Genomic DNA, 24,136 nt, shown 5'->3' with positions numbered 1-24,136 from the left:
ACGACACCCGCACCGTGTCAAAGGGATTCTTCCGCAGAGGTCACCGCAGATGGGATGCAGCCCGCCCGGCTACAAGGGGGAGAGGATAGCCCCGGCCGTCTTCATCGCCTGAGCGTGGATCTCCTACCCGGCGGCGATCTCCCCCGAGGCGCCGGGTGCCAGCGGCCCCGAAGAGAGAAGGTGGGCCGCCCTTCGTTCCTGCATATTCAGGGCCTTTCCCTCCGCTGAGACCAGGAGACCCGGCCCCTCGGCCGCAGCAATATCCCGCTCCATGAGCATGGAACCGGCGGGCTGGGCGCCCAGGTCTGGCTGCCGAGCGGGCCGGCGCAGAGCGGGATTCGCGCGCAAGGCGGCGGCTGCCCCTGCCCTCCGCGCAGCCGGAGGACGGCTTCAGCCCATCCTTCCGCCTCCGGCCGCCTGGCCCCGAGTCGGCTTCTCACCGCCTGCAGGCGGAAGCCGCCCCCAGGCGGCCACTCAACCGCCACCACGCGGTGGCTTGGTGCGTCCGCGCGCTTCCAGGCCGCTCTGGCAGGCTCTCAGCGAGGCGCGAGGACGCGGCCCCGGTGTGCCGGGCCCGGACAGCAGCACCCGCGCGGCACCCAGCAACCGGAGCGCCGGCGCCGGCCGGCAAGCCCCCGCCATAGCGACGACGGAAGGCCGGATGTCATGCAGGCTCCATCCTTGGGGCGGGGCGCTCGCGGCAAGGCCCGGATTTGGATGGCATGAAAAACCCCGCGGGGCCTGGCCTACGGGGGGAATTCTGAGGTGCGGGCGTCAGCGGCTCCGCGCGGGCGGATCGCGGCTCAGGCCCCGCGCGGCCAGCTCGGCCTCATAGGCGGCCCAGCGCTCCGCCTGCTCCCGGCCCAGCGTGTGGAGATAGTCCCAGGTATAGATGCCGCTGTCGTGCAGGTCGTCGAACACCAGGCGCACGGCGTAGTGGCCCACCGGCTCAATCCGCAGGATGCCCACGGCGCGGCGGCCGGAGACGATCTTCTTCTGCCCCGGCCCATGCCCCTGCACCTCGGCGGAGGGGCTCTCCACCCGCAGGTATTCCGCCGGCAGCGTGAAGCTCTGGCCGTCCTCGTAGCGGATGTCGAGGCAGCGCTCGGCCCGCCGCAGGCGGATCTCGGTGGGCGCCGCCATCAGCCGCCGAGGCGCCGTGCCTCGTCCGGCAGCATGATCGGGATGCCGTCGCGGATCGGGTAGGCGAGGCCTGCCTGCTCGCTCACCAGCTCGCCGCGCTCCCGGTCGTAGCGCAGCGGGCCCTTGGTGACAGGGCAGACCAGGATCTCCAGCAGGCGGGGATCGATGGGGCCACCCGGCGGGGCGGCGGAGGTGGGGTCGGAAGGGTTCATGGTGCTCATTCCTCGGGATTCCTGCGCCCGGCGGGGCTGCCCGTCAACTGTGGCGGCGGCACCTGGACCTCAGCTGGGGCGGTCGGCGCCGGCGGCAGGGCCCGCGCTGTCCATCCGCAGCAGCGCCACCAGCATCGCGGCGCGCGCCGCCAGGTCCGGCGCCTCCAGCAGGGCCTGCTTCTCCGCCTCCTCGAAGGGGCAGATCATGCAGAGCGTGGTCACCAGCATGGCGGGCGGCGTACGCTCGATCGCCGGCCAGTCCGCCTCGATGCGCCGCGCCTGGAAATAGGGGCGCAGCGCCGCCAGCAGCGCCTCGCGGTCCACCGCGGCGTCAGACACGGGCTGGGCGTCGGCGGGAAAGGCGGCATGGTCGGCGCGCACGCGGCGGTAGCCGCGCGGGCTGTCGGGCAGCTCCTCCAGCACGCGGAAACGGTGCGTGCCGAGCAGGGTGACCAGGTAACGCCCGTCCCCCGTCTCGGAGAAGGAGGCGATCCGCCCCAGGCAGCCGGCACGGTAGAGGGTGGAGCGCCCCTGCGGCCGGGGCTTGGCCGGGTCGGGCAGCACCATGCCGATCAGCCGGCCCCGCCCCAGCGCATCCTCGACCATGGCCAAATAGCGCGGCTCGAAGATGTTGAGGGGCAGCCGGCCGCCGGGCAGCAGCAGCGCGCCCGCCAGGGGAAACACCGGTATCTCCGCCGGCGGCTCCCCTGCCGGGGCCTCGGGCCGGGAATGGTCGGTGTCCATGCCCGGCCCTCCGGGCTCAGCGGAACAACAGGGTGGAGAGGCCGCGGCGCGCCTTCACCGTGGCCGGGTCCATCGGGCCCCAGGCCTCGAAGAACTTCAGCAGCTGCTTGCGCGCCGCCTCCTCGTTCCAGGCGCGGTCGCGCTTGATGGCCTCCAGCAGCGCCTCGGCAGCCTCGGCGCGCTTCTCCATGGCGTTCAGCGCCACCGCCAGTTCGATCCGCGCCTCATGGTCGTCCGGATCGGCGGCCAAGCGGTTCTCGAACTCGGCCAGGCGCTCCCGTGCCTTGCGGCCCTCGGCGGCCAGCTCCAGCGCGCTGCGCACGCCGGCAACCTCGGCATGGCTGCGCAGCTTCTCCGGCACCGCCTCCAGCACCTGGAGGGCGCGCTCCTCCTCGCCCATCGCCATCAGGGTGCGGGCCAGGCCGGCCAGCGCCTCGGCATTCTCCGGCTCCTGCTGCGCCACGGCAGCATAGATCTCGAGCGCCGTCTGGTGGTCGCCCTCCTCGGTGGCCTGCTTGGCCTCGGCCAGCAGGTCGGCCGCCGGCATCTGGCCGCCGGCCGCCTTCAGCAGGGTCTCGATGAACTTCTTCAGCTCGGATTCCGGCAGGGCGCCCTGGAACAGGTCGGCGATCTGGCCCTGCCAGAAGGCCACCACCGTCGGCACGGATTGCAGCGGCAGGCCCATCTGGCTCAGCTGCTGCACCAGGCCGCGATTCTGATCGATGTCGATCTTCACCAGGCGCACGCGGCCCTGGGCGGCGGTCACCGCCCTCTCCAGCGCCGGCGTCAGCTGCTTGCAGGGTCCGCACCAGGTCGCCCAGAAATCCACCAGCACGGGGACTTCGCGGCTGGCCTGCACCACGTCCTGCATGAAGGACTTGGCATCGCCATCCTTGATGATGTCGGCACCGCCAGCAGCGGCAGGGTTGGGGCGGTTCGGGTCGAGGATCGTATCCATGGGGGCACCAGCTCCGGTCTTCCTGCCTGCCATAGATGCGCCGGTCGGGCTCCGGCGCAAGGCGGGAGCCTGAATTCCCCGCGCCGCCTCAACCGGCCGGCGCGGGCGGAGGCAGGTCCAGCACCTCCGGCGCGTGGCCGAGGGCGCGCAGGAAGCGCAGCAGGCCGTCCGGCGCCAGGGCGGTGGTGGCGGTGTTCACCAGCGGATGGAAATGCACCCGCTCCACCCCCTCCAGCAGCGCGCGGTCGATTGCCACCCGCACCCGGCCGGGCCGCGCGTTGACCAGCCCGAAGGGCGTCACCGAGCCCGGCCGCACGCCGAGCTCCGCCCACAGCGCCTCGGGCGGCGCGAGCTGGCCGCGCGGCGCGCCGAGCTGCCGCAGCAGCGCGTTGATCGAGAGCCGCCGGTCCTCCTCCAGCACGGCCAGGATGAAAGGGCCGGCCTCGCGGGGGCGCAGGAACAGGTTCTTGGCATGGGCGCCGGGCAGGCTGCCGCGCAGCGACTTGCTCTCCGCCACGGTGTGCAGCGGCGGGTGATGCACCGTCTCGGCGGCGATGCCGAGGGCGGCGAGGCGGGCCAGCAGCCCCTCCGGCGTCTCGGCCGGGGCGCCGCTGGCCAGGGGCGGAAGGAGGGAGGGGTCTTCGCTCTGCATCCCGCCTCTCTGCCGCCTCCGCGCGCGGGCGTCGAGCGGGGGCGCGCCGCCTCAGGCCGCCACCTCATGCACCGTCAGCCCCGGCGCGGCGGGCGGCGCCTCGTCCAGGAGGCGCAGCGCGGCGCGCAGCCCCGCCTCCCCCGCCCGCCAGCGGCGCGCGAGGCTGTCGGCGGAGAAGTCGAACAGCTTGCCGGGCCCGGCATCCTCGGGCGTGGCGTGGTAGCCCAGGCGCACCACCGTGGCGGCGCCCGGGCCGGCCGCGGCGGCCAGGGCGGGCGCCAGCGCGGGATCGGCGCGCAGCCCGGCGGGCAGCCGCTCCGCCACCGCCTGCAGCGCGGCGCGCAGCCGCAGCGCCCTTCCCTGCCCTTCCAGGATGCGCTGGGTCTGGTTGCCGAAGGCCAGGTCCCCGGCCCGGGACAGCGAATCGCTCAGCGAGCGGGGCACCTGGCCCGAGGCGGCGAACAGCTCCGCCACCAGGCACAGCACCGGCGAGGTGTCGTCCGTGTCGAACACCAGGTCGAGCGGCGTGTTGGCGGAGAGGCCGCCATCGCCGAGCAGCCGGCCCTCGACCCTGGACGGCGCGAAGAGCGGCGGCAGGCCGCAGGCGGCCACGATGTGCTCGGGCCCGATCCGGTCTCCGCGCCCCGTGTCGAACACCACGCGCTCGCCGCTCGTCAGGTCGGTCGTCACCACGCTGAGGCGCGGCGCGCCGGCATTGAGAAGCGCGAAATCCACCAGCTCCGGCAGGCGCCGCCGCAGGGGCGCGAGGTCGTGCAGCGCGGCGCCGTCCTGCGGCAGGAAGCCGGCCCAGTGGCGCGGCAGGAACAGCCCCGGCCGGCCGAGCAGCAGGGTCTGCAAGGCGGCGGCATCGTGGCCGGCGCGGCGCAGCGGGACCGCCGCCAGGCTGAAGGGAAAGCCGGGCGGCAAAAACGCCGCGGGCGCCGGCGCCGATGCGACCGAGTCCCAGAATTCCCGCAGCCGCGCCACGCGCCGCTCAGGCGGGTTGCCCGCGAGGATCGCCGCGTTGATGGCGCCCGCCGAGGACGCGGCCAGCCAGCCCGGGCGCGGGCTGCCCGCCGCCTCCAGCGCCGCGCACAGCCCGGCCTCGAACGCGCCCAGCGCGATGCCGCCCGAGAGCACCAGGGCCGTCCGCATCAGGCGCGCCCCGATGGCCGGCACGGCGCCGGAGCGGCGGGCGGCGGGGCGGAGGCGGCGCAAGGCAAGCTCTGCGGGGTCATGGGTGCTCCTGGCCGTGGAAGGAGAGCGGCGGCCCGCCCCGGAAGGGGGGAGGCGGCCGGCCCACAGGCGCAACCGGAGCGCCATTGCCCGGTTGCCTTTTTCCCACATCCGCCACGACAAGCCCGAGGAGGCCGCCATGACACACGCTTTCCGCAGCCGCTCCGCCATCCTTGCCGCCGGCCCGGCCGGCCCTGGCGATGACGCGCCCCCCGGCACGCCCGGCACCGGCGAGGATGTCTGCCCCGATTGCCAGGGGCAGGGGCGCCTTGGCGGCCAGGAATGCCCGACCTGCCAGGGCACCGGCATCGTGACGAAGGGGGTTGGCGGCGCCTGAGGAGCGCCTCACCTGCCGATTGCAGCGGCGGGGGCGCCCCACGGGACAGGCCACCGCCGCAGGAAAGGATGATCATGCCGGGCTTCGCCTTCGACAACAGCTATGCGCGCCTGCCGGGCCGCTTCTATGCGCAACGCCCCCCCACCCCGGTGGCCGCGCCGCGCCTGCTGCGGCTGAACGCCGCGCTGGCGGAGACGCTGGGGCTGGAACCGGCCTTCCTCGCCAGCCCCGAGGGCGTCGCCATCCTCGCCGGCAATGCGGTGCCGGAGGGGGCGGCCTCGCTGGCGATGGCCTATGCCGGGCACCAGTTCGGCCAGTTCGTGCCGCAGCTGGGCGACGGGCGCGCCCTGCTGCTGGGCGAGGTGGTGGGGCGCGACGGCCAGCGGCGCGACATCCAGCTCAAGGGCTCCGGCCTCACCGCCTTCTCCCGCCAGGGCGACGGGCGGGCGGCGCTCGGCCCGGTGCTGCGCGAATACATCCTGGCCGAGGCCATGGCGGCGCTCGGCATTCCCACCACCCGCGCCCTGGCGGCGGTGGCCACCGGGGAGACGGTGCGGCGCGAGCGGGCCCTGCCCGGCGGCGTGCTGGTGCGGGTGGCGTCCAGCCACATCCGCGTCGGCACCTTCCAGTTCTTCGCCGCGCGGCAGGATCTGGAGGGGCTGCGCCTGCTGGCCGACCACACCATCGCCCGGCACGACCCGCATCTGGCCGGCAGCCCCGCCCCCTATCTCGGCCTGCTGGAGGCAGTGGTGGCGCGGCAGGCGGATCTCGTGGCGCGCTGGCTGCTGGTGGGCTTCATCCACGGCGTGATGAACACCGACAACATGGCCCTCTCCGGCGAGACGATCGACTACGGCCCCTGCGCCTTCCTCGACGCCTACGACCCGGCCACGGTGTTCAGCTCGATAGACCACTACGGGCGCTACGCCTATGGCAACCAGCCGCCCATCGCGCAGTGGAACCTGGCGCGGCTGGCCGAATGCCTGCTGCCGCTGCTGGCCGAGGACGAGGAGGAGGCGCTGGCGCAGGCGCGCGCGGCGCTGGGCGGCTTCTGGCCGCGCTTCGAGGCCGCCTGGCTCGATGGCATGCGCCGCAAGCTCGGCCTGGCGGAGGCGCGGGAGGAGGATGTGGCGCTGGTCCAGGACCTGCTGGACCGCATGACCAAGAACAAGGTGGACTTCACCCTGTTCTTCCGCGCGCTCGGCGATGCGGCGGCGGACCCGGCGGCCGATGCCGCGGCGGCCACGCTGTTCGAGGACCCCGCCGCCTACCAGGGCTGGGCCACCGGCTGGCGGCAGCGCCTGGCGCAGGAAGGCGCCACGCCCGAGGCACGGCGCGACGCGATGCGGGCGGTGAACCCCCTCTACATCCCGCGCAACCACCAGGTGGAGGCGGCGCTGTCCGCCGCGGTGGAGCGGCAGGATCTCGGCCCCTTCGAGGCGCTGCTGGAGGTGCTGGCCCGCCCCTTCGAGGAGCGGCCGGGGCTGGAGGGCTACACCCTGCCGCCCCAGCCGCAGGAGCGGGTGCTGCAGACCTTCTGCGGCACCTGAGCGGGGCCACCGCTCAGGGCGGGGTGTAGGCGCTGCCATCCTCCGCCCGGCGTGGCGCCGCGACATAGCGGCCATCTGGCGGCACGGCCAGCTCGGTGAACGCATCCGCCAGCCGGTGCAGCGCTGCGCGCATTGCCTCGCCCTGCATGGCACGGCCGTGGCCTGGCACCACCCGCTCCGGCTCCAGCGGCGCCAGCCGGGCCACGGAGGCCGCCGCGGCCTGCCAGTCATGGGTGTAGTATTGCGGCGGGCCGTGCAGCGCCGGCTCCTGCACCGCCGAGGCGTAGGCGGATTCGCTGGTGGTGGTGACGAAGGCATCGCCGGCGATCAGCGTGCGGTCGGCCTCGCGCCAGAGCGAGACATGCCCCACCGAATGGCCGGGCGTGTGCAGCCACCGCCAGCCCGGCAGGCCGGGCACGCCGCCATCCTCCGGCAGGGCGTGCAGGTGCGGCCGCAGATCCACCGGCCCGCGCGGATAGAGCGGCGAGAGCCAGGCCATGGCCCCGCCGCCGACCGTGGGGTCGGGCGGTGGATAGGCGCTCCGCCCGTCGAGATAGGGCATCTCCAGCGGATGGGCATAGACGGGCACGTCCCACCCCGCCGCCAACTCGGCGGCGCTGCCCACATGGTCGAAATGCCCATGGGTCAGGATGATGGCCGCCGGCGGCCGGTCCTCGCCGAAGCGCTCGGCGGCGGCGCGGCGGATGCGCCCGGCCATGCCGCCGATGCCGGCATCCACCAGCACCCAGCCCGGCGCCCCCGGCCGGCCGACAAGCACCACATTGACGAAGAGCAGCCGCAGGAACGCCACATCCTCCGCCGCCGCCAGTGTGCCGCCCTCCGCCGCCTCGGCGAGGATGCTGTCTTTGTCGAGGGGAAGTTGCCGCGCCATGGTTCCTCGCCTTGCCTGTGGAGGAGGACATCCGCCGGTCAGACCGCGCCGCCTCCTGCGCATAACCGGCCATGCCGCGCCCGGTTCGCCGGCGGCTCCGCCACGCCCCGACCCCCCTGCCGCCCGAGCGGAGGCATGACAAAATTTCCATGAAGAAATTTGCTCGGCGGACCTTGCGGAGCCCCATCGGCTATGAGATATCCCCGCCACGCCAGACGGAGCGCGGGCGTAGCTCAGGGGTAGAGCACAACCTTGCCAAGGTTGGGGTCGAGGGTTCGAATCCCTTCGCCCGCTCCAATCGGTTTCCCAACCTCATTCTCCCGCCTGACGTCAGCCACCGCCAAGGCCAGGTTTGGCGGGCTTCTCTGCGCGCGGGTTGGGAAATACCCCGAGCCGAGAAGCCCTATTTCTCTCTCCGCAGGGCCAATTCTCTCCGCACCTCGGGACGTGCGCGATTAGTTCCCGAGCTAATAGCGGACTGATTTTGAACAAAACTCCCCGAAATGCCGGCGCTGATAGTTGCGTCCAGCACCGCCCCCCGATGACAACCGGGGTTCAACTCGCGGCTTTGTTGCACCCGACCCTGATCGCTTCTCGGCCGGCCAGATGGCCGCGGACGTGTCCTTCAGACGACTCGCCGCATTACCCTTCGGGATTGTTCGGCTGAAACGAAGCCGGCCTGCTCTCGGAGGCCAACGCTCTGCTTTGGTCCGGCCAGAATGCGGGTAGAGGCCGGAGTAGCGTCGTCAGGCCGGCCTCACAGCGGCCCTCCAAGATCGCCTCAACCAGATCCGGCGCCAGGAGCGTCAGGCTGAGGAGTTTCCCCAGGAAGGACCGGTCGACCTTCTCGGCCGCCGCCAGTTCGGTCAACGATCCATGGCGGCCGTGGTCGAGCAGGCGTTGGTATCGGTGCGCGCGAGCCAACGCCTTCACCAGCGCCGGGTCGGCCCTTGTAGTAACCGCGGCCGGCCCTGCCTCCGCCGGCATGACGATGGTCTTCCGTCCTGGCCGGTGCCGAATCGCCAGTGGCACACGGACCGTGATGCTGGTCGCGTTCGTCATGCTGCTGCCCTCAGGGCGGCCGGCGCTATGGCGGTGAGGTCACGAACAAGGCCGCCAAGCCCATCCAGCCGTAACCGAATGTCCGCGCCGGCCGGGCCGACGACCACCCGCTCCACCAGTGACCGCACGATCCGCGCCTGCTCCGCCGGAAACAGGTGCTCCCACAGCGGATCGAGCCGGTGCAGCGCGTCCTGGGTCTCGGCTTCGGTCAGGTCCGGCGCGTCCTTGCGCGCCGCCCGCCACGTGCCGACCACGATCTCGGGCTGCCGCAGCAGCGCCCGTACCTGGTCCACCACGGCTGCCTCGATCTCCGCTGCCGAAACCCGGCGCACGATGCTGGCGTCGCCGGCAGCGTCGCCCTTCAGAACGCGCTGAGCCACGTAATAGCGGTAGAGCCGGCCGTTCTTCCGCGCGTGCGTCGGCGACAGCGCGCGGCCATCCACCCCAAAGATCAACCCCTTCAGCAGCGCCGGCGTCTGCGCCCGGTTCTGGTTGGCGCGCACACGCGGGCTGATCTGGAGCACGGCATGCGCCCGATCCCATAGCTCCCGCGGCACGATGCCCTGGTGCTCGCCGGGATAGACCTGCCCCTTGTGCGCGGCCTCGCCGACATAGGTCCGGTTGTTCAGCAGCTTGTAGACGTCGCCCTTGTCCAGTGGCCGGCCGGCCTTGCTGGTGGCGCCCTCCGCCCGGAGGCAAGCCACCGTCTCGATGCCTGATCCCGTCTCGGCGAAAATCTCGAACACCCGACGCACGCGCGGGGCCTCGTCCTCGTTCACCACCAGCTTCCTGGCCACGACGTCGTAGCCGAGTGGCACCTTGCCCCCCATCCACATGCCGCGGGCGCGCGACGCGGCGAATTTGTCTCGGATTCTCTCGCCAATAATTTCTCGCTCATATTGTGCAAAGCTGAGCAGCATGTTGAGCGTCAACCGGCCCATCGACGTCGTTGTAGAAAAGGACTGAGTTACACTCACAAAGGTGACGCCGTGTGCCTCCATCGTCTCCACGAGCTTGGCGAAGTCCATCAACGATCGGCTGAGCCTATCGACCTTATAAACAACGATATTGTCTATCAGCCCCTGCTCGATGTCGGCCAGCAGTCGCTTCAACGCGGGGCGGTCGAGGGTACCGCCACTGAACCCGCCATCATCGTAGCGATCGCGGACCAGCACCCACCCCTCGGCGCGCTGGCTGGTAATATACGCCTCGCACGCGTCCCGCTGCGCGTCGAGGGTGTTGAATTCCTTCTCCAACCCCTCATCCGTGGATTTGCGCGTGTAGACCGCGCAGCGCAGCTTCTTCGTGGTGCCCGGCATCGCCGGCTCGACGCGGGCGCGGCGGCTCATGCGTCACCTCGCGCGCGCAGCCCGAAAAACGTCCAGCCATTCCACCGCGTGCCGGTGATGTGGCGCGCGATGGCCGAGAGCGACTGATAGGGCCGCCCCTCGAATTCGAAATCGTCGGCGCGCACCGTGACGACGTGCTGCACGCCTTGCCATTCTCGGATCAGCCGCGTGCCGGCGAGTGGGCGACTGTCGGCGCGAATGCGGCGCAGGACGACGTTGCTGCCGTCCAGCTGCTCGCCCAGCGCCACGAGCCGGTCGACGGTCTCGGGCTTCAGCCCGCCATAGGCCAACTCCTGCACCCTGTATGATAGCCGGCTGACCAGATACGGGCGGTTGAAGGGTGGAGGCTCCTTGCCGAACAATTCCCGCCATTGCTGCTTGAGGTCAGCGGTGGGGGCAGTCTGCAACGCGGCGAGGCGCGCCAACACCTGCGTCGGCGGGATTGCCGGGATGGTCGGCGCTGGCGCGGCCGCGGCGGATGATCGTTTGGTCATGCGAGTCCCTCTCCGTTGGGGCTCGCATCCAGGCGCTGCCTGGCGGTGGAGTGGAGGCGAATGTCTCCCGGCCCCCAAGCCTTTCGGCTGGCGCGGCTGCGGAGCCGCAGCGGCACTCGCGATATGCCCAGCGCTGGGAACATCGCACGGGCGCATTTCGGGGGGATGGAGCTTCGTGGGGTTCGACCGGGCATCGAGATCCAGCACGCATGGTTGTGCCTCTCATATACGGATCGGCCCGCCTGAATTTCCCACGGCCCGGCGATCGACACGGCGGCGCTGATGTTCGGTGGTGTGCTCATCCGCGCCATCAAGCACATCGCGCTGGGTCTTCGGGAGCGCGTTCTTGTAGCGCACGTGTCACTGCGCAAACAAAGGAAGCACTGCGCAGACGGCGTAGCGCGCGGGGGCGACAAAGCGGCAGGCTGCCAGGATGTCGGCGACGCGCCTGCCGCGAATCCGCGCTGCGCATCGTCGCCGCTGTGCCGGCATTGGTCTCGTGGCGATGGTGGTGATTGGCATGCGAAGCCCTCCACCCATCCATTACCCATCAAGACGCAAATCCGTATCAGCCGCTTTGTGGCAAGCGCGCGCCACCCGTGGAACGCTGCCGGCTTCCGCGCTGCACGTGCTTCCCGCCCGCGGGAACCAAGCCAGCCTTGAGCCCAGATCCAAGCTTGGGGGTTTCGACGCACGGTTTGCAGTATCGACTGCCTACCAAACGCAACTTCAACTACTCTCCGTCAGTCACCAGCCTCGGTTTCAGGCGATTCGATTTACAGATCGCGCTTCTGCGTAGAAGATCGCATTCATTCGTAGGCGATCTATGCTTAGAACGGCTGGACCGGAAATCAATCTCGTGGTCCTATGGGCATGGGCAAATCTGCGGGCGCCAACCGCCGCGGCACCTCCCCACACCACGATCTGCCGGCCCGCTGAGACGTTTTCGTGGGTCCCTCGGTAGTCAATAAGCAGGGGGCCTCGCGCTCCCCACCGATCGCAACCCGCCGGGCCGGCGCACCTCGAATTCCCACCGCGGGGAAGTCGATGCGCCGCCCGTGGCCAGCAGGAGGAAACCGCATGAGCCGCGACCTCGAGGAACTGCGCAACGCGCTGATCGCCAGCTGGTCCGCGCTGCTGGAGGAACTGCTCGGCAAGCCATCCCGGCGTACCGCACGCCAATGGCGCTGGAACCGCCGCGGCAGCCTCTCCGCGGTGATGAGCGGTGCCAAGATCGGCACCTGGTTCGATCACGCTGCTGGCAGCGGCGGTGGCCCCTTCGAGCTCATCGCCCGCGAGCGCGGCGGCGACTGGCGCGATGCCGCTGATTGGGCGCGGGCCTGGCTCGGCATGCCGGCCTGGGCACCTACCGAACGTGCGCCCACACCTGTCCCGGAGATTGTGCTGGCGGCGCCCGCGAATGATGTGGATCCCATTGAGCAGCACCGCATCGCGCGCCGGGCCGCTCAGGCACAATGGGAGCATGCTGGCCCCGCCGATCCGGACCAGGCCTATCTCCGACGCAAAGGCGTGCAGCCGTTCGGCATCCGCATGGACATTGGCGCCACGCTGATCATTCCGCTGATCGATTTGGACGGCACCATCCACAGCATTCAGCGTATCTATGAGGATGGCACCAAGCGCTTTCTGTCGGGCGGTGCCAAAGCAGACCACTTCGCGCTGATTGGCGGGCCGTTGGAGAGTGCGCCCGCCATCCTGCTCTGCGAGGGCTGGGCCACCGGCGCCACGGCCCATGCCGCAACCGACCTGCCGGTGGTCGCTGCGATGGACGCGGGCAACCTCGTGCGCGTCGCCCCGCTGATCCAGGCGCGCTTTCCGGATACGACGCTTGTCATCCTGGCCGACAACGACCTCAAGCCCGACCGCGACACCAATCCCGGTGTGGCAGCCGCTACCGCCGCGGCGCTCGCAACCCAGGCCCTGCTCGCCATCCCGTCGCTGCCAGGCGACTTCAACGACCTCGCCGCGGCCTGCGGGATCGACGCGGTGCGCGACGAGATCTGGGCCGCAGCGCCGCTCGCCCCGCTCACGCCGACCTATCCGCTGGCCATCCTCGACCTCACCAGCATCCGCGCGACGCTGGATCATCAGGTCGCCGAGTTCATGGCGGATGTGGCGGCGCTTTGGACGGCCGACCCGCTTGACGCCGATTGGGAGCCGGCTGCACCGCCCTGGGCGAACGCATCGGTCGACGGCGCCGCCGAACAGCGGGAGACGGCATGCTCCTAGACTTCAACGCCGAGCCCCGTCCGCCGCGTCTTGCCCTGCCGGTCGGCGTGGGCATTGGCAAGACCAGGGCGATGCAGCGAAGCGTCGCCGGCCTGCTGCGCAGCGAGGTCCTGCGCGGCCGCAAGGTCGTCATTGGCGTACCGCGCCATGATCTCGCCGAGGAGCAGCGGGACGCATTCCACGCTCTCGACGTGGACGCGATGGTCTGGAAGGGGCGCACCGCCCCCGACCCGACTCCGGAAAACCCCGAGCGCCTGATGTGTCTCGATCCCTCGGCACCCTTCGATGCCATGGAGGTCGAGCGCATCGTCGAGACCACCAGTTGCAAGGTCACCCGCCGCGGCATCACGCATATCTGCCCGCTCTACAATTCATGCGGCTACCAGACGCAAAAGCCCAGGCTGGAGGCGGCCCAGGTTGTGCTGACGGCGCATGAGGCGCTGTTCCACCAGGCGCCCAATGAACTCGGCGCGGTGGGCCTGCTGGTGCTGGATGAAGGGTTCTGGGGCGCCGGGCTGCGCGGCACCGACGGCAAGGCACTGCTGACGCTGGATGGTCTCCGCCCGCACCTCGGCACGGTGCAGTGCTGGACGCTGCGCAACCACGAGGATTGGGAGGCGACGGCCGATCTCGCAGCCCAGCGCGAGCGGCTGTGGAAGGTCCTGGCCACTGCGAGCAACGGCCCGCTCTCCGTCGCCGTACTGCGCGCGGCCGGGTTGACGCCGGAGCGCTGCCGCCAGGCTGCAGGCCTTGAGCATCGCCGCATGCGCAACCCGGGCCTTACTCCCGGCATGGATCCGGGCGAACGCCGACGCCGCATCGCTGCCGTGCTCCCAAAGGAGGGCGAGCCCTGGGCGCCGCCCAACCGCGCGGCGGCCATGTGGCTGCTGATCGCCGAGGCGCTGGAGAATGACCACGACGTCGCCGGCGCGGTGCTGGTCGACACCATGTCGGAAAATGGCACGGTCCGCTGCCTCCGCCTCGCCTGGCGTGCGGATCTCCGAAACGGCTGGGGGGCCCAGGGACCGATCCTGCATCTCGATGCCACGCTACGGCCTGAACTCGTCACCCCCTTCATTCCCGAGGTCACCATCGCCGAGCCTTTGATGGCGGCGGAGCCGCATGTGCGCGTGCGCCAGGTTCTTCGCGCGCCGGTGAGCGCCCGGGCTCTGACGCCGGGCGAGGATGCCAAGCCCCGTGATCGCAGTGCGGCGGAAAACCATCGGCGCCAAGTCTCGGCGCTGATTGCCTTGCGGGCGGCCAGTCTGCGCGGTCGCAGCGTTTCACCGCCCGACCTGCTGATCATCGCCCAGAAGGCGGCCGTGGATGCGCTGCGGGCGACAGGCCTGCCGCGCAACGTCCAGGCGGTTCATTTCAACGCCCTCAGCGGCATCGATCGCTGGCGCAGCGTCGCGGGGCTGATGGTGCTCGGCCGCACGCTGCCGGCGCCGTTGACGGTGGAGGCGCTGGCCGCCGCAGTGACCAACTGCCCCCCGCTCGCCAGCCGCGGTGGCGTGGACTGGTGGTATGAGCAGGAGGAGCGCCGCATCGCCCTGGCCGATGGCGGCGCACATGTCCTGCCGGGCGAGGTGCACGCCGATCCGACCGCCGAGGCCATCCGCTGGACGATCTGCGAGGGCGAGCTGATCCAGGCGATTGGGCGCGGCCGTGGCGTGAACCGCACGGCGGCAACGCCGCTGGAGGTCGATCTGCTGACCGACGTGGTGCTGCCGGTCGCGGTGCATGAGGTGCTGGACTGGGACGAGGTTTGCCCGAGCCGCCAGGACATGATGGCGGCCTCCGGCGTGGTGCTGGAGAACGCCGCCGACATGGCGAAGGCATTCCCGGACCTCTGGCCGAGCCGGGAGGCGGCCAAGAAGCAGAACCAGAGGAGGGGGACAAACTGCTATTATAGGGATCTTTCTAATAGCAATTTGTCCCCCTCCTCCTCGATTGTCGCCTACCGCCCGGCGGGGCCCGGGCAGAAGGATCGGACGGCGCGGTTCGACCTCGCGCTGATCGCCGATCCGCGCGCCTGGCTGGAAGCGAAGCTCGGGCCGCTCGCCCATTTCGAGATGATCAGCGGCAAAGCCCCGCAGCACACGACGCCCCCTATTGCCGATGCCCGCGCGCGCCTCAACGCGCTCAGCGCCCGGCTCGACGCTGCCCTCGCGCAGCGCATCACCCATGACCGCGCCCGCCTCACGGCGCTGTCCCACCGCATGGAAGCCGCTCAGCCCAACCCGGCCGCGGCATGACCGGCACCGCGTCCGCGGTGTTGCAACTCGAGCTCGGAGAGCTTCATGGATCAGGACAACACCATCACGATGTTCCACGCTGGCAGATTATCGACCGAGGCCGCGCCACCCTGGCTCATCGCGATCCGGGAGCGGCGCTCCAAGGCCATGGACTGGAACAAGGCTGCCCTGGCGGTCCTTGGCTACACCACCGCGCACGTCACCATCGGTCATGACGCATTTCCCATCGGCGAGATGCGCGCCTATCCGACGCCAGATGGTGGACGATACGTCGAGCTTGGTGAAGGCGAGGGCACCTTTGCTGAGATCTGGGTGGCCGAGGCGACGGACTGGCTGCCGTTCAACAGCTCCTATGTCGAGCCGTTTCTGCTCACCCGGGCCACGCTCCATCAGGCCGATAGGACAGAGCGCCTGGGCAATGCGCTCATTGCATTCGCCAGGCACGGAGAGGGCAAGCACTTGGATCGCGAGACAGGGGAGTCGCGCATCGACCATCGGGAGGATTGGGAGAGGGAGAAGCGCGAGCGAGCCCAGCAGCGCGCCCTCAGTGCCGCGCACGCCAGCCAGAACGCCTGAAAGGAGACGAACATCATGGCCAAGCGCAGCAAGCGCCACGTCCCGACCCTCGAAGAGCTGTCCAAGCCCTCGCGCTGGCGCCTCCAGCATGGCGGGTTCAGCGAGCCTGTCCGCGACGCCGATCCCGACACCGGAACACCCGTGCAACATCGTCGCGCGGTGGACTCCATCGCCGCCATGCTCGGCAACGGCACCATCACCCCGGAGATGCACGAGGCCGGCGCGATGTTCCGCACGCAGTTTCGTGCCGCCGCGCTGGATGGCATGCGCACCACGCAGCTGCTGCGCATCCCCGGCGCCTCTGCTGACCCCATGACCGAGCGCCAAGTCTCGGCACGGCAGCGGGTGCTGTCCGCGATGGATGCCCTGGGCGGGCTGCACAGCCCGGGCGGCTCTGCCGTCTGGCACGTGCTCGGGCTGGAATGCTCGATCCGCGAATGGGGATCGCAGCAGGGTTGGCAGGGACGCCCGATCGCGCCAGCCCAGGCGCAGGGCATGTTCACCGCGGCGCTGGCGGTGCTGGCCATGCACTATGGTCTGGTGCCGCGACCGCGCATGGCGGCGTGACGAGAGACGGCGCGATGCGCTCATGCGAAAGATCGAAAGGCAACGCATGAGTGCATTGCGCCGTCGAATCTGCGGGGTGTAGATTCGCGATACGCCGAGAAGCCGCGGCAGCGACGGCGATGTCGAGGCCATGGTTCCTTCCGGACGATATCGTATGCGGGGGGCCATCGCGCGCAAGGTCGCTAGCGGTAGGCGATAAACGAGGTTGCCAAGGCGTGAGGATCGTCGCGTAAGCGATGCATGAGACTCAATTTTGATCCGCTGCCAGGTGCAAACCGATTGCCAGGCCGAAGCCACGACAGGAGATGCACTTGCCAGAGCGCATCACCTCCGCACGTGACGTCGCCCGTCGCCTGGGCCTTTCGCACACGGCGATCCAGAAGGCTGAGCAGGTCGGGCGCATCCGCCGTGAGGCGGATGGGTCCTGGGATGTTGAGCGTGTTCGCCGCGATCTGACCGCATCGGCTGTGCCGGGACGCTCGCCGATGGCGCCGCCAGGTGATGACACGCCGCTGGGCCGGCTGACGCTGGCGCGGCTCGCCCTCGGCGTCGAGGCGCAGCGCCTGGCCATAGATGAGAAGAAGGGCCGCCTCATGGACGTCACCGCGGCTAACTACCGCATCGACGAGTGTGCCGCCGGCATGCGCGATGCGGTGCTGAACTGGCCGGCGCGGGTGTCGGGACAGATCGCCGCCGAGATCGGCCGCGATCCGCATCTCGTGCAGACCATCCTGCAGGAGCAGATGAATGCGTTACTGCTGGAGGTCGCGGATCGGCTCGATCCGTCTGCTTCATCGGTGCGAGACCCGCGCGCGTGATGCGCGCGATACAGCGCACCAGCGGCCTACATCGACTTCCCAGCGGCGGGAAGTCGACCAGAGCAAAGACACCTCGGTAAGCGGGCGCCACGTCCACATCATGGATCATGACGTGATCCAGACCGCCGAATCATAGCATGTGTGGATGGCCCCCGGGCTTCAAGGGCGGTGGATGGCAATCTGATGCAGCGGGTTGCCTGCGGTCATGTGTCCGGCCTGTTGTGCGGTCGGCATGACCGCTGGCCCTGATGGGTTCCGCGGGTTCGGTCCTTAACAATCTCGCGGGCTCGAAGCCCCCGCTATGATCCAGGTTTGCCCAACCCGTCGGTGCAACCGACTACGCCATCATGCTCCTCTGCCTTCGCTGGCCCCCGGCCGGCAGTCGCCGCCTAAGCGGCGACTGCGACTCCGTATTGCGTCCGCCGGGCCATGAGCGCCCAGGCGATACGCGCCATCTTGTTCGCCAACGCGACCACCACGACCATGCGCGGGCGTCGCGCCATCATGCCCTGGACCCAGGGGTTGGCCTTGACCTCCTTCGAGCACAGGAGCGCCGCCTGCGCACCGATGATCAGCAGGCGTCGCACATGTTCGTTGCCTTGCTTGCTGATCTTCCCGAGGCGGGCTTTGCCCCCGGACGAGTTCTGCCGCGGGACCAAGCCAAGCCACGCCGCAAACTCGCGCCCGCCTCGGAACACCGAAGGATCCGGGACCGTCGCAGCGATAGCCGTCGCGGTCATGGTCCCAACGCCGGGGATGCTGGCCAGCCGCCGGCTGGTCTCATTGTTCTTGTGCCAGCTGACGATGCGCCGATCGACCTCGGCAATCTGCTCATCAACGGCATCGAGCTGCTCTGTGAGCACGCCGATGAGCTGGCGCGCGAGGTCGGGCACCCCGCCGGCCTCGAGCGAGGCGAGCAGCCGCACGATGTTCTGCGGACCCTTTGCCTCGATCACGCCGAACTCCGCGGCATGCGCTCGGATCGCGCTGATCAACTGGACCCTCTGTCGCACCAACAGGTCGCGCACCCGATGCAACATCAGAGCCGCCTGCTGCATCTCGTCCTTGAGCGGGACGAAGCGCATGGACGGGCGGGCAACCGCCTCGCAGATCGCCGCCGCATCTGCAGCGTCATTCTTGCTCCGGCGCACATAGGGCTTGACGTATTGCGGCGGGATCAGCCGTACGTCGTGCCCGAGGGACCTTATCTCCCGACCCCAGTAGTGGGCCGTCGGGCACGCCTCGATGCCAACCAGGCAGGGCTTCAGCCCGGCGAAGAACTCGAGCATCTGGCTCCGACGCAGCCGCTTTGTGACGCTCACCGCGCCGGAGGCGTCCACCCCGTGCACCTGGAAGATGTGCTTGGCCAGATCCAGGCCGATCGTCTTAACCTCCATGGCGGATGGCTCCCGTTCGCTGACTGCTGACAGCCGCCAGCTTGGCACCAAGATGCCGGTAGGGGGCCATCCACCCCAACAATTCCGCGCTGCTGCATCTTGCTTGGCTCGCGCGCGCCACAGCGCGAATGGTCCGTCACACACAGGGGATGCCCTGTAGCAACAGACGGAGACCACGATGACCGACCGCACCGCCCGCGCCGCCCGCAATCAGGAACGCAGCCTGGCCGCCTTCCTGGCGAAGAAGGCCGAATTCGATGCCCTTCTCGCGGAACTCCAGCAGGCCAGCGCAGACCATTTCAGCGCGGATCCGGAGTCGGTGCTCTGGGGCGAGGCGGCCTGGCTTTCCGACGCCACTGCGAAGCTGAAGGACATCGCGGACCAGCATTTCCGCCGCGGCGAATACGAAACCTGAAGCGGGCTGTCCCAGCACCGCCCCGACCGGGTTCTGCCCGACGGGGCTCCCGGCAGTAGGGGCCGATGACCGGCACCCGGAACCGGAGACCACCACGATGACCAAGCTTTCCGATACTCAGCGCGTGATTCTCAGCGCCGCCGCACAGCACGAGATGGGCCTCGCCCGCGCGCCCAAGACCCTGCCGGCCGCGGCCCGCAACGCGGTGTTCCGCAGCCTGATCAAGAACAACCTGCTGACCGAGATCAACGCCCCGCGGGAGCATGTCGGGCTCGGCTGGCACCAGGATGACGAGGGCACCCGGATCGTGGCGCGCATCACCGATGAGGGGCTGCGCGCCATCGGCATCGACCCGAACGAGGACGACGCGCAGGCCGCCGCGCCGGTCGCCGGCACGGCGCCCACGGGCGGGGAGGACGCCGCGGAGGGAGACGCCCCTGCGGAGGAGGCGGAACCCGTCCACGCCGCGCCGACACCGGCGTCGCGCACCAGCCTGCGCGACGCCGCCGCGGCGGTGCTGGCCGCCTGGGACAACGAGGCCAACCGCGAGACGGACATCATCGCCGCCCTGGATGCGCCGATGGAAGCCCTGCGCACCCTGCTCGCCAGGAAGGCGCCCCGCCAGGTGGGGGAGCCCGGCGCGTCGCGCAAGCCGCGCGAGGGGACGAAGCAGGAGGCGGTGCTGGCGATGCTCCGTCGCGAGGAGGGGGCCACAATCGCGCAGATCTGCGGGGCGACGGGCTGGCAGCAGCACACGGTCCGCGGATTCTTCGCTGGCCTGAAGAAGCGGCAGGGGATCGAGGTGCAGGTGCTGGAGCGCATCCGCGAGGTCGGCCCAAATAAGGATGGCGCACGCGGGAGCTACACGATCTACAAGGTAGCGGGCTGACCTGCACGCGATTGGATCAGGGCTCGCTGCTGAGGCAACGCGAGCCCTGATGCTGCGGGACCACGGCTCCACCCTCCTCGTTCGCCCGCGCGCAGATCGGCGGTCCCTGCGGCTGACGCCAGCAATGGGGAGGGGGGCTCGAATCTCTGGCACCTTGGGGGAGCCATCCGCGGGAGGGGGCACGCAGGGATTATTCCCGCCTAAAAAAGAGCCTTCGGATTCATCGAGCCCGGCCGGCCGATGCGGCCGAACGGCGCTTGCGAGACGCGCGGCTGGTCCGGGACAGGTGCCTTCAACTGAACGCGGCGGCTCGGGCCGATGATCCGCCGCCGTTCAATTTATCTCGCCTGCACCCAACATCAGCCGAGCTGATATTGGCGCCTCACGCTATGGATAGCGGCCGTACCCCAACGGCGTTCACGCGACTTCGCCGCAGCCAACGCACAAGCCCACAGACCGGATGAAGCCCACGGAGCGATCCGATCGTGCCGCGGCTCACGGCCTCATGGCTGGCGTGTTGTCGAGAACGGCCTCAAGCGTCGAAGCCCGGCCTATGTCACCGACCAGGTCCGCAAAGCCCTCCCGTCGCAGAAGGTCGCGCACGGCGCCGTGCGCCCCTATCACGGCCAGGCGTGCGCCTCGGCGCTCCACCTCGGCATGCAGCTTCCGCAGCATCGCCGTGGCCGCGAGGTCGAGATAGGGCGCGGCGGAGAGGTCGCAGACCACAAGGCGCTGCGTGGCGGGGCCCGCGGCGCCGAACCGCGCGATGACGGCATCGAGCACAGCCTCCGCATTGACGTAGAGCAGCGATCCTTCCGGGCGGAAGGCGATGACCCCCGGGATCGGCTCGTTCTCCGGGTGGCGCGCCATGTCGCTGTACCGCGTCGTGCCCGGCACGCGGCCGAGGAACGCCACATGCGGCCGGCTCGTCCGCACCAGCATGATCAGCACGGACACCAGTGCCGCGAGCAGGATGCCCTGCAGGATCCCGAACAGCAGTACGCCCGCCAGCGCGACCGCAGCGGCCGCGAAATCGGGCCGGCTGACGCGCCACAGGCGGATCAGCGCCGGAATGTCGATCAGGCCGGCCACGGCCGTCAGCACGACCGCCGCCAGCACCGCCTTCGGCAGGTTCGCGAACAGCCCGGTCAGGAACAGCAGGCAAAGGCCGAGCGCCACGGAAGCAAGGATCAGCGTGAGCGGCGTGCGCGATCCCGCCTTCTCCGCCACGGCGGATTGCGACAGCGCCGGCAACTGGGTCATGGCGATGGTAATGCCCGCGCCGGCCTTGAAGCCGACCAGGATGCTGTCGCTGATCAACTTGGTCAGCACGCTCAACCGCAGCGTCCAACCGCAGCAACGGGAGAAGCGCTAAGCGGAGACAGCCTCGCCCGACCTGTGCTTGCGTGGCATCTGGCTGAGGTGGACCCAGATGGTTCTCAACCTTGGGACGCGTTCGCGCCGGTCATCCGTCGTGCGGAAGACGACCGCGAGGACTGGGTCCAGCACGGGGGCCGTCGTCACGGGGCGAAGTTGTCGGAACCCGCACACATCCCCACGTCCCGGCGCTAGCGCCGCTGGAAAGCAAGAACGGCGTCCGCATGCCTTCGTACTGCGGTGCGTCCTTTACCTGCCGGTGCGAAGCCTGCAATCAGGCGGCATGCTCGCGCTGCCCGCCATTCCGCTCCTTGCCCTGGCCTGCGTCCCGCTGGTTGGCTGGGGGCTGCGCCGTGCCCCCGTCATGGCGCCCTGGCTCGCCGCGCTCCCGGCGGCGCTGTTCCTGCTGGTCCTCACGACCCCCGACGGGGCCATGTTCAGCCTGCCTTGGATCCCGACGCTCGGCGTAGAGCTTTCCGCCTCGACGGCCTGTCGCGCCTTTTCGCGCTGCTGATCGCCGGCATCGGTGCCGGCGTGTTCCTCTACGCTGCCGCCTATCTTGAAGGGCACCCGCTGCTGCACCGCTTACTCGCGGTGCTCACGCTGTTCATGGCGGCGATGCTGGGCGCGGTTCTGGCCGACGACCTGCTGCTGCTGTTCGCCTTCTGGGAACTCACCAGCCTCGCCTCCTTCCTGCTGATCGGCTTCGACGCCCATCGCGCCGAGGCGCGCCGTGCCGCGCAGCAGGGGCTGATGGTGACGGTGGCCGGCGGCCTCGCCATGCTCGCAGGGATCCTGGTGCTGGGGGATGCCGCCGGCACCTTCCGCATTTCCGCCATCCTGGCGCAGGGCAGCACCCTCGCCGCGCATCCGGCGGCGCCCTGGATCGTGGTGCTGATCGCAATCGGTTGCTTCGCCAAGAGCGCGCAGTGGCCGCTGCATTTCTGGCTGCCCAACGCCATGGCGGCGCCGACGCCGGTCTCGGCCTATCTTCATTCGGCCACCATGGTGAAGCTCGGGGTCTATCTGCTGGCGCGGCTGAATCCCGCCTTCCAGGAGATGGCGCTGTGGCAGGGCCTGCTCACCGGATTCGGCACCGCAACCATGCTGGCCGGCGCGGTGCTGGCGCTGCGCGAGCGCGACCTCAAGCGCAAGCTCGCCTGGTCCACGGTGGTGGCGCTCGGCACGCTGGTCGCGTTGATCGGCATCGAGGACCCGCTCGCCGCGACCGCCGCGGTCGTCTTCCTGCTGGTCCATGCGCTTTACAAGGCGAGCCTTTTTCTGATTGCCGGCATCGTGGACAAGAAGGCCGGCACGCGCGATGCCATGCAACTGCGCGGTCTGGCTCGGCGCATGCCCATCACCGCAGCCGCGGCGCTGCTGGCGGGGCTCTCCATGGCGGGCGCGCCGGGCTTCATCGGCGCCTTCGCGAAGGATCTGCTGTTCACCGTTCAACTCGGCGTGCCGGGACTGCTGCCTGCGGTCGCGCTGGTGGTGAACGCGGCGATGGTGGTGGTTGCGGGCGTCGTCGCGGCGCGGCCCTTCATGGGCAAGCCAATGGAAACCCGCGACGTGGCGAAGGATCCGCCGCCTGCGCTGCTCGTCGCGCCGATCGTTCTGGCGACGCTTGGGCTCGTGTTCGGCATGGCGCCGCACCTCATCTCCGCCGCCATCATCGAGCCTGCGGCCGGCGCCATCCTCGGCCGGCCGACGGGGATCGCGCTCGGCGAGAAGCAGGGCGGCACGGTGGTGATGACCATGTCCTTCGCCGCGCTCGGCCTCGGCCTGCTGATGTTCCTGGGCTGGCGGCGCCTGCAGCCCACGCTGGCCGGCCAGACCTGGCTCGACACCTACGGTCCGGACGCCGGCTATGGTCGCGCGATGCGCGCCGTCTCGGCCGTCGCGGTGGCGCTTACGCGCCGGGTGCAAGGCGGCAGCCTGCGCGGCTACCTGGCGGCGAGCCTCGCATTGGTCTTCGCCGGCGCGGCGCTGGTTCTGATGGCTCGCGGGGGGCTCGCGCTGCCGCTGCCCGGTCCGTGGGCCGGGCCGGCACAACTCGCGCTCGCGGCTGTCATCCTCGCCGGCGCGCTGGCCGCCTGCCGGCTGCGTGCGCTGTTCGGCCAGGTGATGGCGGCAGCACTCGTCGGTTTCGGCGTCGGCATCCTGTTCCTGACGCTGGGCGCGGCCGACCTCGCCTTCACCCAGTTCACCGTCGAGATCCTGGCCATCGTGCTGCTGGTCGCGATTCTGGCGCGGCTGCCCTTCCACGCGCCGGACGCGCGGCGCGCGCCGGAGCGCCGGCGTGACGCGCTGCTCGCCGCCGGCGTGGGCGCGGCCGGCACCGCCATCCTGCTCGCCGTGCTTTCGGTGCCCTTCGACCCCTTCATCACTGAATGGATGGGTCAGGCCGCGGTGCCGGAGGCGAGGGGGCGCAACGTCGTCAATGTCATCATCGTGGATTTCCGGGCGCTCGACACGCTGGGCGAGATCGCGGTGCTGCTGCGCCGGGCCGGGAAGCCGGGCTGATGCTGGACAGCCTGATCCTGCGCGCCTCGGCGCGCTACGTGCTGTGGGCCTGCGTCGCGCTGTCGGTCTTCGTGCTGCTGCGCGGCCACAACGAGCCGGGCGGCGGGTTCATCGGCGGGCTGATCGGCGCGCTCGGCTTCGTCTTCCACGCGCTGGCGCGCGGCCCGGCGGCGACGCGGCGCGTGCTGCGGCTCGACCCGCTGGCCTGGGGCGGCATCGGGCTGCTGCTGGCCGCCGGCTCCGGCCTGCCGGCGCTGCTGCTGCACGCCGAGCCGCTGCTGACGCACCAGTGGATGGAGGGCCTGCCGATCGGCACCGCGATCCCCTTCGACATCGGCGTCTATCTCGTGGTGCTGGGCTTCGCGCTGGCCTTTGTGCTGCCCTTCCTGGGCGAGGACGCGGCATGAAGGCGGCACGGTTCGCACGGGCGGGGC

The 24,136-nt window shown here is 70.3% G+C and carries 24 protein-coding genes and 1 tRNA gene; 13 read left to right on the top strand and 12 right to left on the bottom strand.

All coding sequences use genetic code 11. From position 1 onward, the window contains the following. Positions 1 to 774: 774 nt before the first annotated feature. The 6 genes from ACZJYS_RS00555 to ACZJYS_RS00530 form a co-directional block, all read right to left on the bottom strand. Complete coding sequence (locus tag ACZJYS_RS00555) at positions 775 to 1,143, bottom strand: gamma-butyrobetaine hydroxylase family protein (protein ID WP_493175096.1); 369 nt, start codon at positions 1,141 to 1,143, stop codon at positions 775 to 777. Continuing rightward, positions 1,143 to 1,355 carry a Trm112 family protein gene (locus tag ACZJYS_RS00550; RefSeq protein WP_379635867.1) on the bottom strand — a complete coding sequence of 71 codons (213 nt, stop codon included), beginning with the start codon at positions 1,353 to 1,355 and terminating at the stop codon, positions 1,143 to 1,145. The genes ACZJYS_RS00555 and ACZJYS_RS00550 overlap by 1 nt, the downstream gene beginning before the upstream one ends. Positions 1,356 to 1,424: 69 nt before the next feature. Further along, entirely contained in the window at positions 1,425 to 2,099 is a 675-nt protein-coding gene (locus ACZJYS_RS00545; protein ID WP_493175094.1) for an LON peptidase substrate-binding domain-containing protein, read from the bottom strand. Between the two features lie 16 nt (positions 2,100 to 2,115). Beyond that, complete coding sequence (locus ACZJYS_RS00540) at positions 2,116 to 3,057, bottom strand: tetratricopeptide repeat protein (protein ID WP_493175092.1); 942 nt, start codon at positions 3,055 to 3,057, stop codon at positions 2,116 to 2,118. 88 nt (positions 3,058 to 3,145) lie between these two features. Continuing rightward, positions 3,146 to 3,709 (bottom strand): prolyl-tRNA synthetase associated domain-containing protein, encoded by a 564-nt coding sequence (locus ACZJYS_RS00535; RefSeq protein WP_109519321.1) that lies wholly within the window; start codon positions 3,707 to 3,709, stop codon positions 3,146 to 3,148. Between the two features lie 51 nt (positions 3,710 to 3,760). Further along, the gene (locus tag ACZJYS_RS00530) at positions 3,761 to 4,927 is read right to left on the bottom strand and encodes a patatin-like phospholipase family protein (protein WP_493175090.1); all 1,167 of its coding nucleotides are present in this window, start codon (positions 4,925 to 4,927) and stop codon (positions 3,761 to 3,763) included. Between the two features lie 157 nt (positions 4,928 to 5,084). Here ACZJYS_RS00530 and ACZJYS_RS00525 point away from each other — a divergent pair, with 157 nt between their 5' ends. Then, on the top strand, positions 5,085 to 5,282 hold the full coding sequence (locus tag ACZJYS_RS00525; RefSeq protein ID WP_146202029.1) for a hypothetical protein: 198 nt from the start codon (positions 5,085 to 5,087) through the stop codon (positions 5,280 to 5,282). Positions 5,283 to 5,356: 74 nt separating this feature from the next. Further along, positions 5,357 to 6,832 carry a protein adenylyltransferase SelO gene (locus ACZJYS_RS00520; RefSeq protein ID WP_493175087.1) on the top strand — a complete coding sequence of 492 codons (1,476 nt, stop codon included), beginning with the start codon at positions 5,357 to 5,359 and terminating at the stop codon, positions 6,830 to 6,832. 13 nt (positions 6,833 to 6,845) lie between these two features. On the opposite strand, the gene ACZJYS_RS00515 is transcribed toward ACZJYS_RS00520, so the two are convergent. Then, positions 6,846 to 7,724, bottom strand: a complete 879-nt coding sequence (locus ACZJYS_RS00515) for an MBL fold metallo-hydrolase (RefSeq protein WP_493175085.1) — start codon at positions 7,722 to 7,724, stop codon at positions 6,846 to 6,848. Positions 7,725 to 7,946: 222 nt separating this feature from the next. Between ACZJYS_RS00515 and ACZJYS_RS00510 the strand changes: the two genes are divergently transcribed. Beyond that, positions 7,947 to 8,021 (top strand) — tRNA-Gly (locus tag ACZJYS_RS00510). Positions 8,022 to 8,366: 345 nt separating this feature from the next. On the opposite strand, the gene ACZJYS_RS00505 is transcribed toward ACZJYS_RS00510, so the two are convergent. From ACZJYS_RS00505 to ACZJYS_RS00495, 3 genes are read right to left on the bottom strand one after another with little or no spacing between them, the layout of a single operon-like run. Then, entirely contained in the window at positions 8,367 to 8,786 is a 420-nt protein-coding gene (locus tag ACZJYS_RS00505) for a hypothetical protein (RefSeq protein ID WP_211849404.1), read from the bottom strand. Next, on the bottom strand, positions 8,783 to 10,135 hold the full coding sequence (locus tag ACZJYS_RS00500; protein WP_211849405.1) for a recombinase family protein: 1,353 nt from the start codon (positions 10,133 to 10,135) through the stop codon (positions 8,783 to 8,785). Before ACZJYS_RS00500 ends, ACZJYS_RS00505 begins: the two co-directional genes overlap by 4 nt. After that, positions 10,132 to 10,629 (bottom strand): DUF2924 domain-containing protein, encoded by a 498-nt coding sequence (locus tag ACZJYS_RS00495; protein ID WP_211849406.1) that lies wholly within the window; start codon positions 10,627 to 10,629, stop codon positions 10,132 to 10,134. Before ACZJYS_RS00495 ends, ACZJYS_RS00500 begins: the two co-directional genes overlap by 4 nt. Before the next feature lie 1,080 nt (positions 10,630 to 11,709). Between ACZJYS_RS00495 and ACZJYS_RS00490 the strand changes: the two genes are divergently transcribed. From ACZJYS_RS00490 to ACZJYS_RS00470, 5 genes are all read left to right on the top strand, one after another. Then, positions 11,710 to 12,879: a toprim domain-containing protein gene (locus ACZJYS_RS00490; protein WP_211849407.1), complete on the top strand. Its 1,170-nt coding sequence runs from the start codon at positions 11,710 to 11,712 to the stop codon at positions 12,877 to 12,879. Beyond that, positions 12,870 to 15,137: a hypothetical protein gene (locus tag ACZJYS_RS00485; protein ID WP_493175082.1), complete on the top strand. Its 2,268-nt coding sequence runs from the start codon at positions 12,870 to 12,872 to the stop codon at positions 15,135 to 15,137. Before ACZJYS_RS00490 ends, ACZJYS_RS00485 begins: the two co-directional genes overlap by 10 nt. 45 nt (positions 15,138 to 15,182) lie before the next feature. After that, positions 15,183 to 15,713 carry a hypothetical protein gene (locus ACZJYS_RS00480; protein WP_211849409.1) on the top strand — a complete coding sequence of 177 codons (531 nt, stop codon included), beginning with the start codon at positions 15,183 to 15,185 and terminating at the stop codon, positions 15,711 to 15,713. Between the two features lie 15 nt (positions 15,714 to 15,728). Beyond that, entirely contained in the window at positions 15,729 to 16,280 is a 552-nt protein-coding gene (locus tag ACZJYS_RS00475) for a DUF6456 domain-containing protein (RefSeq protein WP_211849410.1), read from the top strand. A gap of 311 nt (positions 16,281 to 16,591) precedes the next feature. Next, positions 16,592 to 17,098 (top strand): hypothetical protein, encoded by a 507-nt coding sequence (locus tag ACZJYS_RS00470; RefSeq protein WP_211849411.1) that lies wholly within the window; start codon positions 16,592 to 16,594, stop codon positions 17,096 to 17,098. 389 nt (positions 17,099 to 17,487) lie between these two features. On the opposite strand, the gene ACZJYS_RS00465 is transcribed toward ACZJYS_RS00470, so the two are convergent. Next, positions 17,488 to 18,495: an IS110 family RNA-guided transposase gene (locus ACZJYS_RS00465; RefSeq protein WP_211850160.1), complete on the bottom strand. Its 1,008-nt coding sequence runs from the start codon at positions 18,493 to 18,495 to the stop codon at positions 17,488 to 17,490. 178 nt (positions 18,496 to 18,673) lie between these two features. On the opposite strand from ACZJYS_RS00465, the gene ACZJYS_RS00460 reads away from it, so the two are divergent. Both ACZJYS_RS00460 and ACZJYS_RS00455 read left to right on the top strand, forming a co-directional pair. Beyond that, positions 18,674 to 18,910, top strand: coding sequence for a hypothetical protein (locus ACZJYS_RS00460; RefSeq protein ID WP_211848972.1), 237 nt, complete (start codon positions 18,674 to 18,676; stop codon positions 18,908 to 18,910). Positions 18,911 to 19,007: 97 nt separating this feature from the next. Beyond that, positions 19,008 to 19,799 (top strand): DUF3489 domain-containing protein, encoded by a 792-nt coding sequence (locus ACZJYS_RS00455; protein ID WP_493175080.1) that lies wholly within the window; start codon positions 19,008 to 19,010, stop codon positions 19,797 to 19,799. A 495-nt stretch (positions 19,800 to 20,294) separates the two neighbouring features. Here the strand turns inward: ACZJYS_RS00455 and ACZJYS_RS00450 are convergent, their stop codons facing one another. Then, the gene (locus tag ACZJYS_RS00450; protein WP_338148311.1) at positions 20,295 to 21,143 is read right to left on the bottom strand and encodes a SulP family inorganic anion transporter; all 849 of its coding nucleotides are present in this window, start codon (positions 21,141 to 21,143) and stop codon (positions 20,295 to 20,297) included. Between the two features lie 316 nt (positions 21,144 to 21,459). On the opposite strand from ACZJYS_RS00450, the gene ACZJYS_RS00445 reads away from it, so the two are divergent. From ACZJYS_RS00445 to ACZJYS_RS00435, 3 genes are read left to right on the top strand one after another with little or no spacing between them, the layout of a single operon-like run. Continuing rightward, on the top strand, positions 21,460 to 21,690 hold the full coding sequence (locus tag ACZJYS_RS00445; RefSeq protein ID WP_211848970.1) for a hypothetical protein: 231 nt from the start codon (positions 21,460 to 21,462) through the stop codon (positions 21,688 to 21,690). Next, positions 21,624 to 23,702: a hydrogen gas-evolving membrane-bound hydrogenase subunit E gene (mbhE, locus tag ACZJYS_RS00440; protein ID WP_211848969.1), complete on the top strand. Its 2,079-nt coding sequence runs from the start codon at positions 21,624 to 21,626 to the stop codon at positions 23,700 to 23,702. Before ACZJYS_RS00445 ends, mbhE begins: the two co-directional genes overlap by 67 nt. Continuing rightward, the gene (locus ACZJYS_RS00435; RefSeq protein ID WP_246523935.1) at positions 23,702 to 24,109 is read left to right on the top strand and encodes an MnhB domain-containing protein; all 408 of its coding nucleotides are present in this window, start codon (positions 23,702 to 23,704) and stop codon (positions 24,107 to 24,109) included. Before mbhE ends, ACZJYS_RS00435 begins: the two co-directional genes overlap by 1 nt. The last annotated feature ends 27 nt before the right edge of the window (positions 24,110 to 24,136 follow it).

The organism is Roseomonas sp. TS2 (genome assembly GCF_058833935.1).
This window is presented reverse-complemented; position numbering and strand designations above follow the sequence as displayed.

Excerpts from the sequence above, each read along its gene's own strand:
- ACZJYS_RS00550 (WP_379635867.1), bottom strand. The coding sequence starts at position 1,355 with ATGAACCCTTCCGACCCCACCTCCGCCGCCCCGCCGGGTGGCCCCATC.
- ACZJYS_RS00555 (WP_493175096.1), bottom strand. The coding sequence starts at position 1,143 with ATGGCGGCGCCCACCGAGATCCGCCTGCGGCGGGCCGAGCGCTGCCTC.
- ACZJYS_RS00545 (WP_493175094.1), bottom strand. The coding sequence starts at position 2,099 with ATGGACACCGACCATTCCCGGCCCGAGGCCCCGGCAGGGGAGCCGCCG.
- ACZJYS_RS00520 (WP_493175087.1), top strand. The coding sequence starts at position 5,357 with ATGCCGGGCTTCGCCTTCGACAACAGCTATGCGCGCCTGCCGGGCCGC.
- ACZJYS_RS00455 (WP_493175080.1), top strand. The coding sequence starts at position 19,008 with ATGACCAAGCTTTCCGATACTCAGCGCGTGATTCTCAGCGCCGCCGCA.
- ACZJYS_RS00515 (WP_493175085.1), bottom strand. The coding sequence starts at position 7,724 with ATGGCGCGGCAACTTCCCCTCGACAAAGACAGCATCCTCGCCGAGGCG.
- ACZJYS_RS00480 (WP_211849409.1), top strand. The coding sequence starts at position 15,183 with ATGGATCAGGACAACACCATCACGATGTTCCACGCTGGCAGATTATCG.
- ACZJYS_RS00490 (WP_211849407.1), top strand. The coding sequence starts at position 11,710 with ATGAGCCGCGACCTCGAGGAACTGCGCAACGCGCTGATCGCCAGCTGG.
- ACZJYS_RS00465 (WP_211850160.1), bottom strand. The coding sequence starts at position 18,495 with ATGGAGGTTAAGACGATCGGCCTGGATCTGGCCAAGCACATCTTCCAG.
- ACZJYS_RS00460 (WP_211848972.1), top strand. The coding sequence starts at position 18,674 with ATGACCGACCGCACCGCCCGCGCCGCCCGCAATCAGGAACGCAGCCTG.
- ACZJYS_RS00485 (WP_493175082.1), top strand. The coding sequence starts at position 12,870 with ATGCTCCTAGACTTCAACGCCGAGCCCCGTCCGCCGCGTCTTGCCCTG.
- ACZJYS_RS00535 (WP_109519321.1), bottom strand. The coding sequence starts at position 3,709 with ATGCAGAGCGAAGACCCCTCCCTCCTTCCGCCCCTGGCCAGCGGCGCC.
- ACZJYS_RS00475 (WP_211849410.1), top strand. The coding sequence starts at position 15,729 with ATGGCCAAGCGCAGCAAGCGCCACGTCCCGACCCTCGAAGAGCTGTCC.
- ACZJYS_RS00505 (WP_211849404.1), bottom strand. The coding sequence starts at position 8,786 with ATGACGAACGCGACCAGCATCACGGTCCGTGTGCCACTGGCGATTCGG.
- ACZJYS_RS00495 (WP_211849406.1), bottom strand. The coding sequence starts at position 10,629 with ATGACCAAACGATCATCCGCCGCGGCCGCGCCAGCGCCGACCATCCCG.
- ACZJYS_RS00540 (WP_493175092.1), bottom strand. The coding sequence starts at position 3,057 with ATGGATACGATCCTCGACCCGAACCGCCCCAACCCTGCCGCTGCTGGC.
- ACZJYS_RS00525 (WP_146202029.1), top strand. The coding sequence starts at position 5,085 with ATGACACACGCTTTCCGCAGCCGCTCCGCCATCCTTGCCGCCGGCCCG.
- ACZJYS_RS00445 (WP_211848970.1), top strand. The coding sequence starts at position 21,460 with ATGCTCGCGCTGCCCGCCATTCCGCTCCTTGCCCTGGCCTGCGTCCCG.
- ACZJYS_RS00500 (WP_211849405.1), bottom strand. The coding sequence starts at position 10,135 with ATGAGCCGCCGCGCCCGCGTCGAGCCGGCGATGCCGGGCACCACGAAG.
- ACZJYS_RS00435 (WP_246523935.1), top strand. The coding sequence starts at position 23,702 with ATGCTGGACAGCCTGATCCTGCGCGCCTCGGCGCGCTACGTGCTGTGG.